This is a genomic window from Fictibacillus phosphorivorans (assembly GCF_007673525.1).
Taxonomy (GTDB): Bacteria; Bacillota; Bacilli; order Bacillales; family Fictibacillaceae; genus Fictibacillus; species Fictibacillus phosphorivorans_C.
On sequence record NZ_VDZU01000001.1, the window covers coordinates 2,746,189 to 2,763,470 of the forward strand.

18 protein-coding genes are annotated in these 17,282 nt (G+C 38.3%); 8 read left to right on the forward strand and 10 right to left on the reverse strand.

What is annotated here, in order from left to right; genetic code table 11:
• Positions 1–137: 137 nt before the first annotated feature.
• Positions 138–785 (reverse strand): SOS response-associated peptidase, encoded by a 648-nt coding sequence (locus FS458_RS13695; protein ID WP_260858628.1) that lies wholly within the window; start codon positions 783–785, stop codon positions 138–140.
• Positions 786–858: 73 nt separating this feature from the next.
• On the opposite strand from FS458_RS13695, the gene FS458_RS13700 reads away from it, so the two are divergent.
• Positions 859–1,089 carry a hypothetical protein gene (locus tag FS458_RS13700; RefSeq protein ID WP_144701377.1) on the forward strand — a complete coding sequence of 77 codons (231 nt, stop codon included), beginning with the start codon at positions 859–861 and terminating at the stop codon, positions 1,087–1,089.
• On the opposite strand, the gene FS458_RS13705 is transcribed toward FS458_RS13700, so the two are convergent.
• The 5 genes from FS458_RS13705 to gnd form a co-directional block, all read right to left on the reverse strand.
• Complete coding sequence (locus FS458_RS13705; RefSeq protein WP_144701379.1) at positions 1,049–2,182, reverse strand: GerAB/ArcD/ProY family transporter; 1,134 nt, start codon at positions 2,180–2,182, stop codon at positions 1,049–1,051. The two genes, FS458_RS13700 and FS458_RS13705, sit on opposite strands and share 41 nt — an antisense overlap.
• Complete coding sequence (locus FS458_RS13710) at positions 2,182–3,405, reverse strand: Ger(x)C family spore germination protein (RefSeq protein WP_144701381.1); 1,224 nt, start codon at positions 3,403–3,405, stop codon at positions 2,182–2,184. The genes FS458_RS13705 and FS458_RS13710 overlap by 1 nt, the downstream gene beginning before the upstream one ends.
• Positions 3,402–5,072: a spore germination protein gene (locus FS458_RS13715; protein ID WP_260858629.1), complete on the reverse strand. Its 1,671-nt coding sequence runs from the start codon at positions 5,070–5,072 to the stop codon at positions 3,402–3,404. Before FS458_RS13715 ends, FS458_RS13710 begins: the two co-directional genes overlap by 4 nt.
• 309 nt (positions 5,073–5,381) lie before the next feature.
• Positions 5,382–5,900, reverse strand: a complete 519-nt coding sequence (locus tag FS458_RS13720) for an acyl-CoA thioesterase (RefSeq protein ID WP_144701383.1) — start codon at positions 5,898–5,900, stop codon at positions 5,382–5,384.
• Between the two features lie 114 nt (positions 5,901–6,014).
• On the reverse strand, positions 6,015–6,911 hold the full coding sequence (gene gnd / locus FS458_RS13725) for a phosphogluconate dehydrogenase (NAD(+)-dependent, decarboxylating) (RefSeq protein WP_137789991.1): 897 nt from the start codon (positions 6,909–6,911) through the stop codon (positions 6,015–6,017).
• A 241-nt stretch (positions 6,912–7,152) separates the two neighbouring features.
• Here gnd and FS458_RS13730 point away from each other — a divergent pair, with 241 nt between their 5' ends.
• The gene (locus tag FS458_RS13730) at positions 7,153–8,019 is read left to right on the forward strand and encodes a sulfite exporter TauE/SafE family protein (RefSeq protein WP_144701385.1); all 867 of its coding nucleotides are present in this window, start codon (positions 7,153–7,155) and stop codon (positions 8,017–8,019) included.
• Between the two features lie 97 nt (positions 8,020–8,116).
• Here FS458_RS13730 and FS458_RS13735 read toward each other — a convergent pair whose 3' ends face one another.
• Positions 8,117–8,959 carry a DegV family protein gene (locus FS458_RS13735; protein ID WP_186320556.1) on the reverse strand — a complete coding sequence of 281 codons (843 nt, stop codon included), beginning with the start codon at positions 8,957–8,959 and terminating at the stop codon, positions 8,117–8,119.
• A 227-nt stretch (positions 8,960–9,186) separates the two neighbouring features.
• Here FS458_RS13735 and FS458_RS13740 point away from each other — a divergent pair, with 227 nt between their 5' ends.
• The 4 genes from FS458_RS13740 (at position 9,187) to FS458_RS13755 (ending at position 11,847) form a co-directional block, all read left to right on the forward strand.
• Positions 9,187–9,630, forward strand: coding sequence for a MarR family winged helix-turn-helix transcriptional regulator (locus tag FS458_RS13740; protein WP_137789994.1), 444 nt, complete (start codon positions 9,187–9,189; stop codon positions 9,628–9,630).
• A gap of 212 nt (positions 9,631–9,842) precedes the next feature.
• Positions 9,843–10,796: a helix-turn-helix transcriptional regulator gene (locus FS458_RS13745; RefSeq protein WP_144701389.1), complete on the forward strand. Its 954-nt coding sequence runs from the start codon at positions 9,843–9,845 to the stop codon at positions 10,794–10,796.
• A gap of 67 nt (positions 10,797–10,863) precedes the next feature.
• The gene (locus FS458_RS13750; RefSeq protein WP_066392730.1) at positions 10,864–11,052 is read left to right on the forward strand and encodes a cold-shock protein; all 189 of its coding nucleotides are present in this window, start codon (positions 10,864–10,866) and stop codon (positions 11,050–11,052) included.
• A gap of 213 nt (positions 11,053–11,265) precedes the next feature.
• A complete protein-coding gene (locus FS458_RS13755; RefSeq protein ID WP_144701391.1) occupies positions 11,266–11,847 on the forward strand; it encodes a YtxH domain-containing protein in 582 nt (193 codons plus the stop codon).
• A 50-nt stretch (positions 11,848–11,897) separates the two neighbouring features.
• On the opposite strand, the gene FS458_RS13760 is transcribed toward FS458_RS13755, so the two are convergent.
• The 3 genes from FS458_RS13760 to FS458_RS13770 form a co-directional block, all read right to left on the reverse strand.
• On the reverse strand, positions 11,898–13,766 hold the full coding sequence (locus FS458_RS13760; RefSeq protein ID WP_260858630.1) for a heavy metal translocating P-type ATPase: 1,869 nt from the start codon (positions 13,764–13,766) through the stop codon (positions 11,898–11,900).
• A gap of 200 nt (positions 13,767–13,966) precedes the next feature.
• Positions 13,967–14,773, reverse strand: coding sequence for an ABC transporter permease (locus tag FS458_RS13765; RefSeq protein ID WP_144701393.1), 807 nt, complete (start codon positions 14,771–14,773; stop codon positions 13,967–13,969).
• The gene (locus FS458_RS13770) at positions 14,770–15,657 is read right to left on the reverse strand and encodes an ABC transporter ATP-binding protein (protein WP_144701395.1); all 888 of its coding nucleotides are present in this window, start codon (positions 15,655–15,657) and stop codon (positions 14,770–14,772) included. Before FS458_RS13770 ends, FS458_RS13765 begins: the two co-directional genes overlap by 4 nt.
• Before the next feature lie 145 nt (positions 15,658–15,802).
• Between FS458_RS13770 and FS458_RS13775 the strand changes: the two genes are divergently transcribed.
• Together FS458_RS13775 and FS458_RS13780 are read left to right on the forward strand one after the other, a co-directional pair.
• On the forward strand, positions 15,803–16,405 hold the full coding sequence (locus FS458_RS13775) for a TetR/AcrR family transcriptional regulator (protein ID WP_144701397.1): 603 nt from the start codon (positions 15,803–15,805) through the stop codon (positions 16,403–16,405).
• 250 nt (positions 16,406–16,655) lie between these two features.
• On the forward strand, positions 16,656–17,273 hold the full coding sequence (locus tag FS458_RS13780) for a DUF47 domain-containing protein (RefSeq protein ID WP_144701399.1): 618 nt from the start codon (positions 16,656–16,658) through the stop codon (positions 17,271–17,273).
• Positions 17,274–17,282: the final 9 nt, after the last annotated feature.

Genomic DNA, 17,282 nt, shown 5'->3' on the forward strand with positions numbered 1-17,282 from the left:
TCTGTCGATTCAATTGTTAGTTTTATATTAAAACAGTTAGAAAGACTTACAAAGAATTTACAATATAGGACTCTGGTATGATTTTCAGCAAAAGAAAAGACACTTTCATCTGATCAAATTTTGATCAAAAGAAACTGTCAGTTTGTTCTATGAACGTTTAAATCTAAGGTGACTTGCTCAGCAAATAATTCAGGATTGTTTTCTTGAAGTATTGAAAGAAGCTTGTCCTTTCCTGCTGAACTGTCCAGCCATCTTTCTCCAACATCTGGCTCTAGAATTACTGGCATACGGTGATGATATTTTTCCATAGAAGAGTTGGACGCTTTCGTTAGAATAGAACAGGTAATTCTTTCTTCTGGCTGACCGTTGATTTCACCTTTCCATCTTGACCAAATTCCAGCAAATGCAAACGGCTTTTTATCTTTTAATGTAAATTGCAAAGGTTGCTTTTTAGCAATACCCTCATCTAAAATCCATTCGTAGAAGCCGCTCGCAGGAATCAAACATCTTTTTTGAAGAAAAGAGTCTTTAAAGCTAGGCTTTACAGAAACGGTCTCACTTCTGGCATTCATTAATTTATTCCCTATTTTCGGATCCTTCGCCCAACTTGGAACAAGTCCCCATTTCATATATCCAGCTCTATTTCCTGTGCTAGCTTTTATTACAGAGAGAACTTTCTGACTAGGAGCAATGTTGAAGCGTTGGTCATAATCAAATTCATTTACTAAGTTAAATGCATCAATGATCACATCTTTTTCATAATAAAGCATATATCGTCCACACAAAATATATCACCTCGGGTTCAACTTACGGATAATGCCGTCAATCGTGCAAAAACTAAAACAGGAGGTGAACACCATGAAAAATCCTGTTACTATTTATATGATCCTGCTATTTTGCATGATCTCTTTACTCATTATCATCGATTGGTTCTTAGGAATAGCACCAGCAACGGTTATAAAAAAATCTTTTATGTCTTTCTTTCACTATGTTGATAAAGTCGAATATTTCTTAGTCATTACTTTGATCCTTTTACCTATCCTGACATTTATTCTGTCGATGTTGATGGAGAAGAAGCAAAAGACTTAAGTTTCTTTCTTCTCAATAAGAATACAATAATGAACAGACTCGGTAAAACAACTTGAAACGGAATATGGATAAAATGTGGGACAATACTTAAACCCTCTTTAATATGCTCCACGTAATTTGCTGCTATAACAATGGATGACAATATTAAGACAATACCAATCGGGCCTATTAGCTTTTTTTCTTCTTTTACGCCGAAGATGTCTTGTGTTGCTTTAACAGCCACATAAAATAATACAGAGATCTTGAAGAATCCTCCAATAATTAGGGTGAACACCACTAGTGCATCCAACCTTTGAATAAATTCTCCTAAGTTAATCTTCGCAACGGCAGCAAGCAATGGGAAGTAGACATGAGTAGCAACATGCCCACCTAAAATCGCGATGTCCATCGCGACCGTTACACTTAAGATCAGACCACTTAGCATTATGGCAAATAAACCAACTGTGAGTGCTTTACTTTTCTTTGATGTTTTCAAATAAGGAAACAGCATCGTAAAGACCACCATCTCTCCAAAAGGAAAAGTCGGAGTTACGGGGAACGCTGCTTTCAAGACTGGTAAAAATCCTTGACCTAAGACGGGGAGAAGATAATTGTATTTCAACAAGTCTGCTGATAAAACGAGTACAGCAAGAGTGATACCTAGTAAAACGACTAATGAAAATATGATCTCCCCTGTTCTCACCAGTACTTCAAATCCTAATTTTAATACATAAACAATCGTAGCAATCATTAGCGCATTTACGACAATAATAGGTGTTTGGACAAAAACTGCGGATAGCAGAAGGCTTCCAAAGTCACGTAAAACACGAGCAGCTAGGTACATGAAGTACATTAGATATAGAAAACCAAATAGCTTTCCTATAGATTTCCCGAACAAGATCTGTAGATATTGTGTTAAAGATTGTTCAGGAAACTGTTTATATAGATAAAAATACCCTAGAAAAAGAACCATGCCAGAAACCATCCCTAAAAGTATCGCGATCCATGCATCTCTGCCGGCATCCATTCCTAGACCAACAAGGATCGCACTTCCAAGTTCAAATAAAACGATGATAATAAAGTATTGTTGGATATCGATCTTGATGGTCTTCATTATGGAGCCTCTTTCTTTTTCTTTTCTTCAAACAAGAATGGTGAAGTTCGAATACCTGACCTTCTAATTCGAGAATCAACGTTCACTTCCACTTTTAGTTCCGGAAAGATTTCTTTGTAGTTCTCTTTATAATCATTGCGCCATTTTCTTGGATTCTCGCGATACAATAATTCTCCAAATCCAAGAACATCACTGTTAAAACCTTGTGAAGCTGTAATTGTCTCTTGAATTTCTTTTTCAATGACTAGGTTTAATCTACTTTCGATATTAACGATTTCAGAAGGGTTTTCTAAGTTCACAGCACAGTTTGCTTCTGCAATATTCGCTTCTGGAAACACATCAAGCGTTATAGTCGGTATATCCCGCTTTGTATCTGCTGACAGTTCAGTGTTTGAACGAACAATTTCGATAGAATATCCGTTATCCTTATTCATACAAGGTACTGTGATCGCTGAACTAACAAGCTTTCCCTTTATCCACAGAACACCTCTCGCCTCAGGACCATCCAACCAACCCTGCAGCTTGCCATCTCTGAATACTCCCATACCTGATAATTGAACTCTAGCAGGATCGCCTACTTCATAGTTTTGTGCTGTCATTGCCAACTTTTTGTCACCCGTTATCTTGATGCCGTTGATAATCGGTTCGCCGCCTTCATCAATAATAGATTGAAGCACTTCATTTATATCTTGCTGCATGTTTTCTCCCCAATTTTTCTCTGAAATCTTCAAAATTGTAGCCACTTCGTCAGAAGTAACTTTATCGATGGCCGTAAACGTTCTTAATAATTTGGATGGTGTCGTATCTCTCGCTACCACAACCTGAATGGTCGAACGGACTTCTGGGTCTCGTGAAATCATATCGACGGCTTGATAGATACTATCTTTTGCTATTTTTTCACTAAAGACAAGCATCCTCGCATGCGCAAAAAATAAACGCCTTGATGTTTGTTTACTTGCTTTTCTCGTCGCTTCCATCAAGTTTCTACCTGTTGTCTCATAAACGGTAAATACAGGTTGCTTTCCTCCTCCTGCTCCAGTTATGCCTGGTGCCACTTCGGTTGGATTGACTACTTGGTAGGTAACGATTAAATCCCCTTTTTTATCTAGGTTAATTCCAATTCCCATTACAATAGAAAGCTCATCCAACTCATTTTGATCCCAGCAGCCTGTTAAAAATAGAAGGCAAAGTGAGAGAGGAAGACAACTTTTTAACAGTTTCAACGTGTTGTTTCCTCCTCGCGTTTCTTCTTAACCGAATAAGGTTGAGTGCGTGTTTGGTTTTTTTTCGAAAGCTTCTTTGGTCTTTTAAACAATTTGGTAATAGGAAATCGAAACAAACTATCTTTTAAATCTTGTGTTTGTATAGGAGCAAAAGGACTCAAATATGGATAACCAAAAGATCTTAAGCTTGTTAAATGTGCGATGATCACAATCAATGCAAGTGTAAGACCATAGAAGCCAAAAACAGATGAGACCAACATTAATGGAAACCGTAATAATCGAGCTGATGTGGCAACAGCGAAAGATGGAATAGCAAAGCTGGCTACAGCTGTAATTCCTACAACGATAACCATGGCAGGAGAAACAAGTCCTGCTTGAACAGCCGCCTGTCCCAAAACAAGAGCGCCTACAATTGAGACAGCGACTCCTACAGCACGGGGCATCCTAATGCCCGCTTCTCGTAATATTTCAAAAGTAATCTCCATGACTAACGCTTCTGCAATCGCAGGAAACGGAACACCTTCTCGCTGAGCTGCTATACCAAACAATAAAGTTGTAGGAATCATGGCTTGATGAAAAGTGGTGAGTGCAATATAGATTGATGGTGCGATCAAAGAGATTATAAAAACTGAAAATCTTAATAAGCGCAGAAATGTACTGATGTCATATCTCATATAATAGTCTTCCGATGATTGAAAGAATTGTATGAATTGTGCAGGGGCGATTAGTACAAATGGTGTTCCGTTAATAATAATGCCCACACGACCTTCGAGAAGGTTTCCAATTACCACATCTGGTCGTTCTGTGTTCAAAAATTGGGGAAACACAGTAACAGTCTCATCTTGAATGAACTCTTCAAGTTGACCAGATTCTAGCAGGCCATCTGTCTTCACTTCTTCTATTCTTTCTTTTATTTCCTTAATCAATAACGGGTTTGCGATATTCTCTAGATAAACGATTGCAACATCGGTATGTGTGACCTCTCCTATTTTAAATTTTTCGATTCTAATATCTTTGGACCTTACCCGGCGTCTGATCAATGAGATATTCGTTTTAATCGACTCTGTAAAAGAATCTTTAGGACCACGAATCACAACTTCTGACGAAGGCTCTTCTATCCCTCTAACTTTTCCACCGGTCGTTCCCAGTTTTAGCCCTTTCGTATTCCCTTCAACTAAAAGAACACTGAACCCTGCCAGAAGAGCTTCCACTAGTTCGTCTTCTGTTTCGACATCCAAAACTCTTCCTAGTGCTAATGCATTTTGTTTGATGTAATGTAATACATGGTCCACGGGTACTGGAGAAGATTGTTTATGAGATGACAGTGACATCAAGGGTGATAGAATAAACTCATTTAAAATTTGAGGATCGTTCATTTCTTCTAAGAATAATAAGGTTGCCGTAACCTTTTGTTCTAACTCAAATTCAAATTCACGAACGATTAAATCCATGGGGTCACCTAAGAGTGTCTTTACCCGATCGACCATTACATGGAGAATGGGACTAAGTTCTCCGACAACCGTTTCTGCCGTTTCTTTCCTTTTAGAGGTTTCCATAGAAATGGTTTTGGACCGAAGAGAAGAAGGATCATCATGCTTTTTATCTGCTAACATATCCGTTAACTTTTTATGAGTTCTAATGATTGGACGTTTTCTTCTATTTCGCATAACCATCCACCTTTTTACCAAACTTTTCATAGCATTTGCACAACACGCTTTCGTTATGTACTAAAAAGGAACGATATCCATTTCAAGTGGTGTTTTACCAAAACTGCTTCTAACGGGCGGGCGGTCTCAGGCATACTTTATTGCACACAAAAAAGCCCCTGATCAAAAAACGATCAGGGGCTTTAACAATTAACAGTATAATGCCAGGGTTCTGTATCCCTGGCTGGAAAAAGGTAATTTAATTATAGCATCTTATTTTCAAAATGCGAATTTTATGAACTGCAAAATGCTAAAAATATATCTTTATGCTCACATGGGATCCCAAGGTTTTTTTACTCCGAACTCTTTGGCTAATTTTTTGCTTTCTTCTCTGCGTTTTTTCCTCGCGATCGCTCGTTCCGGTGCATGCTCATGCAACCATTTTTCTTCTTCTGTTTCAGGTATGACTTTTGGCACTGGGGTGGGTTTTCCATCTTCATCTAACGCTACGAATGTTAGAAAGGAAACAGCGCAAACTTTTCGTTCTCCAGATAATAAATTTTCGGAGATCACTTTTACGAAGACTTCCATTGATGTTGTTTTCGTCCATGTTACGAATGATTCTAAACACACAGAATGTCCTTCTTTAATCGGCTGTAAAAAATCAACAGAATCCGTTGATGCCGTAACTACATTCTTTCGCGCATGTCGAATTGCTGATATAGCAGCAACATCATCGATGTAAGCCATCAATTTTCCTCCAAATAACGTACCATGATTATTTGTATCAGGTGGTAGTACTACAGAGGATTTAACCGTCCGAGATTCACGAACAAACTTTTCTTCCATGATCAAAACTCCTATTCTTGTCTCTTCATCACTAGTATATGTTGAATGTCCAAATATTAATGAAAGACCTCTGCTTAAACGGATAAGCAATGAGGTCTTCATTAAGGTGTTTTATTATTTTTTCACGACTGCATGGCCACCAAATTCGTTACGAAGTGCTGCAACGACTTTACCGTGGAACGTGTCGTCTTCTAATGAACGGAAACGCATGAATTGTGATAATGCGATAACTGGAGCAGATGCTTGGTAGTCAAGAGCAGCTTCAACTGTCCAGATCCCTTCACCTGAAGAGTTCATCACGCCGCGGATGTCTTCAAGTTTTGGCTGTTTGCTGAATGCGTTCTCCATAAGTTCGATCAGCCAGCTACGGATAACTGATCCATTGTTCCATACTCTAGAAACCGCTTCATAGTCGTAATCGAAGTCACTTTTATCTAAGATCTCAAAACCTTCTCCGATCGCTTGCATCATACCGTACTCAATTCCGTTATGAACCATTTTCAAGAAATGACCAGAACCTGCACGGCCAGTGATCATGAATCCTTTTTCCACACAGATTTTTTCGTATAGAGGAGCAAGATAGTTAACTGCATCGTCATCTCCACCCATCATTGCACAAAGACCGTAACGAGCTCCGTCAGTTCCACCGCTCGTACCAACATCTACAAGATGGATGCCAGCTGCTTTTAGTTCCTCATAGCGGCGAAGAGTGTGCTTGTACATGGAGTTACCAGCGTCAACGATAATATCGCCTTCTGTTAAATGCGGCTTCAATTGTTCGATTACTTGGTCAACAATCTCTCCAGCTGGAACTAAAAGAATAACCGCTTTTCTTCCTGTGAAAGAATTAGCAAGTTCTTCGATCGAGTCAACACCTTTAACACCTTCTGCCGAAATCTCTTTAACAGTGTCTTTGTTAACATCTGTAGCGAAAACCGTATTTCCTTTATCATTCATGTTCAGTGCCATATTGAAGCCCATTTTTCCAAGGCCGATTAAACCGATTTCCATTGTACATATCACTCCAATTTATGTATTTATGTCTGTTTTGTATTATTCCACAAAATAAAGGCGATTAACCTCTACTTGCAACACTGTCTATTAGAGTATCTAAAAATGAGGAAAAAAACAATTATTTCAGTTCGTTTTGTTTGAAATTACAGAGAAAAATTTTAAAATCATAAACATTTGTCCTAAGCATTCTCATTTTGTCCTCATAATCTATAGAATCTCTATTGTTGGAGGACCTTCTATGAAAAAAATTGTAATGCTAGCTCTGATCGGCCTCATGGCTCAGCTCATTGACGGCTCTCTCGGCATGGCATATGGCGTTACTTCTACGACTCTTTTGTTAGTTGTTGGTTTCTCACCGGCATTAGCTTCGGCTTCTGTTCATCTATCTGAAGTTGTGACATCTGCTGTCTCAGGCTATTCACATCTTAAATTCGGAAACGTTGATATGAACACAGTGAAAAAGCTTGTCATTCCAGGAGCGATCGGAGCATTCTTAGGTGCTGCTTTTTTAAGTTATATTCCTTCGACTTTTATAAAACCGTACATCTCCTTATTTTTATTAGGACTTGGCTTTTATGTGTTGTTCCGCTTTTTACTGATAAAAGTGAACGTGAATATAGAAACTGATTCTACAGTAAGCACAGCTAAGAGAAGGATGTATCAACCATTAGGACTCCTCGCTGGGTTTATGGATGCGACAGGAGGCGGAGGATGGGGGCCCATTACGACTCCTATTCTGCTCACACAGAAAAACCTTACACCCAGTAAAGCGATCGGCTCTGTAAACTTCAGTGAATTTGCTGTTTCATTATCAGCTTCTATCGGTTTCTTTTTGTTTATCGGTTGGGAGACCATGCTTTGGCAGGTCGTAGTTGCGATGATGTTAGGTGGGATTATAGCAGCTCCTTTTGCAGCATGGCTCGTGCAAAAGCTTAAACCAGCACTATTAGGAGTCCTTGCAGGGGGCTTAATCATCATAACGAACTTAAGAACAATTCTGAACGAATTTATTTCAGTGGATTTGTTTACAGAAAAGTCAGCATTGTTGCCTCTTCTTATCCTATGGGGTATTTTGATCGTCTTTGCCGTTCGAAAGAAAGCGTAAGAAAAAGAAACGAGCATAGATGATTGAATGCAAAACAGCCAGAATGTGCATCCCGGATGGACATTCTGGCTGTTTGTAATTGTGTGGGGTCAGACCCCTATTCTTCGAACCAGAGGAGGCCGAGGGTGCCAGCGCCGACGTGAACACCGATCGCGGGGCTGAGCTGCCCTAGATTGAAAGTAATATGAGGATACTTCTCTTTTAAGAGATGAAGCCAATCCTCTGCTTTCTCTGAGGAGCCGCTGTATACGACACTTACACCGTATGCACCTTTATTCTGTGCAGATTCCTCAAATAAAGCAAGAACGCGGGATTCTGCTTTTTTTAATGTTCTGATCTTTTCGAATGGTACGAGTGAACCATCGTCAAAGGTAAGTATAGGTTTGATCTGAAGAAGATTTCCAACAAGAAAGCTTGCGCCAGATAATCTACCGCCTTTTCTTAGCTGTTCAAGACTTCCGATGCATACATATCCTTTTACATGATCTGCCGTTTCACGAAGCATCATAGCTATATCTTCGGCTTCTAGGCCCTCCTCTTCAAGCTTTTTCCCTTTTAATAAAAGTTGTTTCATGGATTCAGATAATATTTTTGAATCCACAATATGTACAGGAAAATCTGCCATCTCCGCGCCAAGTCTTGAACCGTTTATCGTGCCGCTGAATTTTTCAGAAACATGAATGGCAATTCCACAATCATAGTTATGTTTTAGAACTTCATAAAAGTCAGAGAACTCACCGACTGTTGGCTGGCTCGTTTTTGGGAGCTCAGAAACATTTTCAAGTTTTGCATAAAATTCATCCGGAGTAATATCTATACCGTCTTTATAAATTTTATCTTCCATTATGACAGATACAGGAATAATATGAATGCCAAGTTCCTTCGCTTCTTCCTGTGTGATGCAGCTTGTACTATCTGTAATCCAAGCAATACGTGCCATATTGCACATCCCCCTTTATCTCTCTATTTTTTATTAGATAATAATAAGAGAATTCCTCTATTATCAGAAAAATATATTTTTATTTCTAAATTAAACCTATATTTCAATAGTTTAAATACTAGCACAGAGATACACATTGAAAACTAGATACTTTATACTACTCTTTAATGGAACTTATCGGAAATTTATATTAAAATAGGAGTAATGTAAGCTAAGGAGGCAGTACTGTGAAAGTGGTGACAGATAGTAGAAATGTATTAATGGAAGTAGAGCGTATAGAGAAAGCGTTTAATGAGATCATGGACGTGATAAAGCCTGAGATTTGGGAAGAAGAAGAGATAACTTCTACTCAATTCCAAATATTAAAGACTTTATCATCACGTGAGAAATGGACGGTTTCTGAGATTGCTGACGCTATGAAAGTACGTGCAAGTGCTACTACCGTTATCATCGACCGACTTGTTAAAAGAGGACTAGTAGATCGTTATCGGTCTGACCTCGATCGAAGAATTGTATACGTGCAATTAAATGAAACCGGTTTAGTAGCGTTTCATGCAATTCAAGAAAAAAGAAACGGTGTACTGATTAAGTACATGTCACAGCTCACTGATAAACAGCTTGCGGATATGGTTCAATGTATTGAACACCTTTCTTCAATAGTAAAGAACTAATACTAAAAAACTGCTTATAACAATGACCGCAGATTAGTTTTCCTACCTTTCATACTACGAAATCAACACGTTATCCTATGGAATAACGTGTTTTTAAATTTATTCTTACTTTATTTGGATAAACCCTAACATTTTACCTTATTTGTACGATATAACATACGAAGACTAGTACAAAAGTTTTAATACATGAATATGTCAATTAGGGGTCTAACATGTCAAAGATAAAAAGACTGGAACGGCTACTGCTTTCCATAAACTCAAAAAAGCATTTTACCTTAAAGGAATTAGCCGATGAATTCGGAGTATCTACTAGAACGATTCAGCGAGATTTATTGAATCTTATTGAGATGGGTCTCCCCATCGTTTCTGAGTTCGGACCACACGGCGGATATCGAATCGAAAATGACCGGATCCTGCCTCCTATCGGATTTACCGAAATGGAAGCTTCCTCTATTCTTTTTAGTTTACAGACATTCACTGAAACGAGTTTTCCATTTCAAACGCAAAGTAGATCAATAGTAAATAAACTTCATCAATTCATGCCAGAAGATGCTAAGGATAATTGGGCGCAGATTCAAAAACGGCTATTTGTTCAGCTTCCGATGCCTACGAAGAATCAAATCGCACCAATCATCCTTGAAGCTTCAATCAAGCAAAAGATTGTTACGATTCTTTATACGATGAATGAACAAAAATTGTATAGCAACATTCAACTGATCGGCCTCTTTAGCGAAAATGGTGAATGGTATTGTCCCGCATACTGTTATTCACTTATGGATTATCATATTTTTAAACTATCAGATATTAAACACGCTGTGATTAACTATGAACCGATAGAAGTGAAAGACTTTACTGACGTGACCATTCAAAATTGGGCATCTCAGATCTCACCAAGAAACTACGTTAGACTAGAAGCAGAAATTTCACAAGAAGGTTTGAATTATTGTGAGTCTCATCCTTTTCTACGGCAATTTATAAGAACGAAAGAGAATGGTCTATATCGTTTGTCAGGAGATATTTTGGCAACTTATGTTGATAGAGCCGCTGAGTATTTATGGACATTAAAAACAAATATCTCGATACAATCTCCTAAAGAAATCAAAGAGATTCATGCACGTTGGGCAAGGGATATCTCTCTTCAATATGAACTTATTTTAAATATGTAATCAAATTGATACATATTTTTCCTCTTTTAGGCGTATACTATAAGTAGAACAGAAAAGGGGGATATCTATGGCTTTTTTTTCAAAACAACCTGCAGAGCCGATTCCAGACGTAGAAACGAAGGTTTGGGCATGTACGAGTGATGGATGCTCTTGCTGGATGCGCGCTGACTATTCTTTGCAAAAAGAACCGCAATGCCCCATTTGCAAATCTGCAATGAATGAAGAAGTTCGTATGCTTCCAGAATTAAAAAGTTAATGAAATAAATAGAAATCGGCCGGGTGCTCGTTGCCCGGCTTTTTCTATTTCTCCAAAATAGCTCCTATAAGTTGTCAAACTCTTTCCCCCCTTATTTCTCCTTCCAATATACTAGCTTAAATCCTACAGCTCACTTCACCTTTTTATACTTCATGTTTATCATTTATACGTTCCGGGTAGGGTTTTATACAGACTAAAAGGAGGATTTATACTATGCCTAACTATACAAATACACCAACGACTACTGCGGAACCGGTTTTTACACATTCCGATTTCCAAACACGAGAAAACGCTGATACTAACGTTAGCAAGAAAAGTAATACCTCTGGTTTTGCTACAGGATTAGTAGTGGGAGGTCTTGTAGGAGCTGCAGCAGCTCTGTTATATGCACCTAAAAACGGAAATGAATTTAGAAACGATCTTCGCGATTCATCTATTAAATTAAAAGAACGAACACAGCAAATGAAAGATGAAACCATGTTGAAAGCGAAACTTGGGACGATGGATGCTAAAGATACTGTCGCATCTTTAAAAGAAAAATCAGGAAACCTTTCTCTATCTGCTCGTCAAAAGCTACAAGAAGCAAAGAATACGGCGAGTGAGGTAAAAAGTGAAACAAAAGCTGCGATTGATGAAGCAAAACAAGAAAATGATAATTATCAATCCAACGCTAACACTCAAACTAAAGCGGTTGTTACGCCACGTACACTTTCTTCAACAGATACACAACAAAAAACAGGTACAGATTCTTCTTATGAGAAAAAACAAAGCGATGTAAACAATCGTTCAATTTAATCGTAAGAAAGATAAAAAGCCGAGACGTTGCGTCCGGCTTTTTTCCTTGGCTATTTTAATAAACGTAACCCATTTAAGATCACTAATATGGTACTTCCTTCATGCCCGATCACGCCCAATGGCAAAGTGAGAAACTGTAGGTAGTTCGCACATAATAAGAGAAGTATTACACTGATTGAAAAGAAGATATTTTGTTTAATGATCTTTGAAAGCCTTTCAGACAGCCTCATCGCATATAGCAGCTTACTCAGATCATTTTTTACGAGTACAACATCTGCGGTCTCGATGGCAGCATCGCTTCCCATACCCATCGCAACACCTACATCTGCTATAGCGAGTGCTGGCGCATCGTTCACTCCATCTCCAATCATCGCTACAACCGCATCTTTTTCTCTCCACTTCTTCACGGTGTTCACCTTATCTTCAGGCAAACATGAATAACCAATCTCATCGACCTTCGCGATTCTTCCGATTATCTCTGCTCCTCGCTCAGAGTCACCCGTTAGCATGATCGTTAAGATTTGTTTTGATTGTAATTCTTTTATCGCCTTAACGGTTTCTTCCCTCACTGTATCTCCTAAAAGAAAATAAGCTGCGAGTTGATCGTTAGCTGTTACATATACAACCGTATGTCCTGTGTCTTTTGCTTCATCGTCTAGATTCATCAGAAGCTCAAACTCTTGTTTTTCCGTTATGTCCGTCCACTTGCGACTCCCTATTTTCCAAATGGTACTTTGAATATCAGCTTTCACACCTTTTCCTGGCACATCTTCAAACGCCGTCAGTTCTATAGGCGTTTTTTCTGGACGAACTTTAAGGTATTCATTAATGGCGTTTGCGAGTGGATGTATGCTATTTTTTTCAATTTCATAGATGATCGAGATCAACTTTTCTTTGCACCAAGAGGTCTGGAGAAATTCAGCGTGTTTCACAGTTGGTCGGCCTTTTGTTAAAGTACCTGTTTTGTCAAAAGCGATAACGTTTACTAAACTCAGTTTCTCCAAAAAGACACCGCTTTTGAATAGGATTCCGTTCTTAGCTGCGTTAGATAACGAAGCTAGCAGTGCTGGCATGGTCGAGGCTACAAGTGCACAAGGAGAAGCCACGACTAGCAGAACACAAGCACGGTACAAAGATTCTGAATAACTCCAAACCCCTATCGAACTAGGCACTAAAAAGGTTAATGCCGCAGCCAGCAACACGAAAAGAACATATTTTGTTTCAAACTCCTCTATTTTTCTTTGAACAGGTGGTGCATCATTCTGTGCATTATTGACGAGGTCTATCATTCTTTGAAATACTGAGTCTTTCATATGTTTTGTAACAGAAATCTCTAACAATCCAGATTGGTTTAACGTTCCTGCTAATACTTCTGATGAGGTATGGACTTCGCGAGCAAGAGGCTCACCGGTTAATGCAGATTCATTAATAAAGGAGTTTCCTTTTACAATTACACCATCAGCAGGTACCCGCTCTCCTGGTTTAACTTTTATTAGGTTACCAGGTTCTAAAGATGAAGCCTCTACTCTCAGTTCCTTATCATCTAACAAAAGCCATGCTTCTTCCGGTTGTAAAGATAGTAATGCTTTAATCTCTTTATCGCTTTTTTGTAAGGTATACATTTCTAGAGCGCCAGAATAAGCAAAGATTAGGATCAATACAGCTCCCTCTCCCCAATAGCCGATCGCTGCAGATCCAATTGCGGCAAACATCATAAGAAGTTCAACGTTCAATTGTCGGTCTTTTATGCTTTCCTGAATGCCTTCGACTGCTTTTGCATAGCCTCCTACGATAAAAGCCAACAAATAAAAGAGAACATAGTAAGGAGAATCTGAATATTTTTCCATCATCCAAGCGGTTAATATGAAGATACCAGACGTTGTTGCCATTAACAGTTGTGTACGTGCAGAGAGTTCCAATGGACTTCCCCTCCTGCGTATTTGATAATAACTATCATCCTCAAGTACCCTTAAAAAGCAGAAATGCTGCCGTCTTTTACGACAGCAGCCTGAAAACTATCCAATATTCGGTTCCTAGCACTAACATTGTATGTGAAATTTGCATTTTGGTGACTTATTATTATTTATATTATACATGTTAACCTAACGATTTAGAATATTTATAACGGAAGATTTCTTTTCTTGAACGCAGCCACACTAAGCATGAATAAGAGAAATGTTAAAATGCCTAGTGCACATCCGATCCAGAGCGCCTCCGTCTCGTTATTAATCATCTTGATCGGATCATACCATTTAAAGATCGTAAAGTTTAACATCCATTCTGTTTTCTCGCTTAACTTTCCGGCCATGTTCAACATATAAAATAAAAGCGTAATTCCTGCAGAGATCCCGAGCGCTTTCTTCTCATCATTATTTACAGAGGAGATGAAGAAGCAATAACCAGCTATCGACGAGAAAACAAGGAAAGTGAGTAGATTCAATGTAATAAAAGAAGGAACGTCTAATTGATAGCCATCGATCAGCCACTCGCTTGCTGCAATACCACTAAGCGTTGTAAAACCTACGATTAATGCCAGCCCGGTAAGCAAGACTGCTGCTTGTGTAATGGCAACCTTTACTCTTGAATTAGGGGTAGCAAGCAAGTAAGCCATAGATCCTTGGTCGACCAGTCGTGCCATCACTCGAGTCGAAGTCAAAATTACATAAACCATCAATATGATCAGAAGCAACATCCCATAAAATTCACCTGCTATATAGTCTGACAAGGAATTTATGCCATTCTCCATACCGATCAGCTTCCGCATACCTTCTGGCAGTGCAGCGATCATTTCGTTAAATCCTTTCATATCAGCAATAGAGGGATATATCCAAATGATTAGTACAATATAAGCTGAAGCACCGTAAATGAATCCCCCTAACATCTTTCCGTGATTTTTCATCATCGCAAGATATAAAGGCAAGCTCATTTCTCCACTTCCCTTCTGTCATAATAATGCATGAATATATCTTCTAAATCCTGAGGCCGTGTATCGATATGTTGAACATCACAACGACTCAAAAGCTGTACAAATTCTTGATCGTTACCTTGTACCGTAACATGAATGGTTCTAGCACCTTTGACTTCAGTAACAAGCGGTGATTGAATGATCTGTTCCATGTCACCCTCAGACTTCACTTTCACTTCAAATACTCTGCGTTGTACTCTTCTTAACAAATGCATATCTTCTAACGCCACTAACTTTCCATCTTTTATGATTCCGGCCGAATCACATGTTCGTTCGATCTCTTGAAAACTGTGTGATGACATGAGTATCGTTTTGTTATTTTGTTTTTCTTCCAAGATTAGATCAATGAAGACGCGTTGCATGAGCGGGTCAAGCCCAGATGTAGGTTCATCTAAGATAAGGACTTGAGGGGAATGCATAAACGCTGCGATGATACCCACTTTCTGTTTCATTCCTTTAGACATCTTTCTTATCGGTGAGTTTACGTCTAACTGAAATCGTTCTATTAACTCGTCTCTGCGTTTTATGCACTCTTGCTTTCGCATCTTTTGAACGAGGGACAAAAAGCCAAGCCCTGTCATTCCTTCTAAAAAGACAATCTCGCCTGGCAAGTATCCTGTTTTTTCTTGAATACGCGCAGCGTTTTTCCAGCAGTCCATTCCATCGATTGAAGAATAGCCACTATCTGGTTTCACAAAGCCCATTAAATGACGAATGGTTGTTGATTTACCTGCTCCATTCGGACCAATATATCCAAACACCTCGCCTTTTTTTACTTCAAAATTCAGATCGAACAATCCTTTTTTATCCGTAAACCGCTTTGAGAGCCCCTTTACCTGAATCATCCTCACACCCACCTTTTTGAAATATTGAACAATGTATATTTCAAAATAATCATAAGTCTTTTCTTCCCACTAAGCAATACTTTTTGAAATATGTTATTTGTTATTTTTCAAAATGTGTTTTATCCTAGTAAAGAGGTGAAGAGTCTTGAACGGATATGAACGTCGAAAGGAACAAAAGAAAAAAGACATTAAGAAAGCTGCTTTCTCCCTGTTTCAAAAACAAGGCATCAAAGAAATTAAAATAGAAGATCTAGCAAGACATGCCGGGGTATCTCAAGTTACCATCTATAATCACTTTGGAAGCAAAGAAGCTTTGTTTCGGGAAGTGATTAAAGAGTTCGTTGCCGATGAATACGATTTTCATAAAGAGCTCTTTCACAAGGATCTTTCTTTCAAAGAAAAAATGACCTCAAGTATTCTTCATAAAACGGATAACATACAAAGTATTCATCCTGAAGTTATAGAAGAGATGATGTTAAACGATGAAGAATTAAAATTATTTTTAGCTGACTTTCAAACGAAGTATAGCATTCCGTTATTAGTTGACCTGATTAAGGATGCTCAAAACAATGGTGAGATCAACCCTGACCTTTCTATGGAATCCATCATGGTATACATCCAGCTTTTTAATAACAATATGCTCATCTCCATGATTACAGGCGAGAATGGAAAAAAACTTGCAACAGATATCTTTCAAATGTTTTTCTACGGGCTTTCACTGCCCATAGATTCTAAAGAGTTCCTTTAGGGAATGATGTAAGAAAAGAATGTAAAGTTTTTATTTCATTTCTAAACGTTTGTTAATTCCAAGTTTGTTGAACGTTAAAAGAAAGCTTAACTATGTAAAGCTTTTGTAAATTATTGATTACAATTCATTCTTTTTCGACAAAAACTCTTATTTTTTTGTATAATGTGCTGGGTGGTTAAAAAAGAAAAAAATGACTGCCACAAAAAACGTAAAAGAAAAAGGATAAAAGACATTTCTTTTGGAGGGTACTATGTTTACAAAGAAAAAGGATAAGTTCATGGTCATGCTAACGGATATTGCTAGCAACTTGAAAGATTCTGCTGGTTATTTCCACGATTTCAAAATTAATAACGAAAATGATCTTCGCGAATTCGCAGACCATTTAAAAGAACTTGAATCAAAAGGTGATTCTTATGTTCATACCGTTATCATGGAACTGAACAAAGTTTTTATTACACCTATTGAAAGAGAAGATATCTTATCACTTGCTATGAGCATGGATGATATTCTAGATGGTATCGAGCAATCTTCTGCTTTGTTTGACATTTACGCAATTACAAACCCAGATCAATACATGGTTAAATTTGTAGAATACATCAAGTTAAGTGCGGAAGAAATCCTGCTTACTGTTAATTTGTTATCTGAGAAGAAACTTCTTGATATGCGTGAACATGCAATCAAGATTAAAGATTACGAATCAAAATGTGACGATCTTTACCGTGAAGCTCAACGAGAATTGTTTGCCACTCAAACAGATCCGATCAAAGTTATCAAGTATAAAGAAATGTATGAAGTGCTTGAAGGCATTGCCGACAGCTGCCAGAACGTTGCAAACACATTAGAATCTATCATTATGAAAAACGCGTAACGGGTGGCT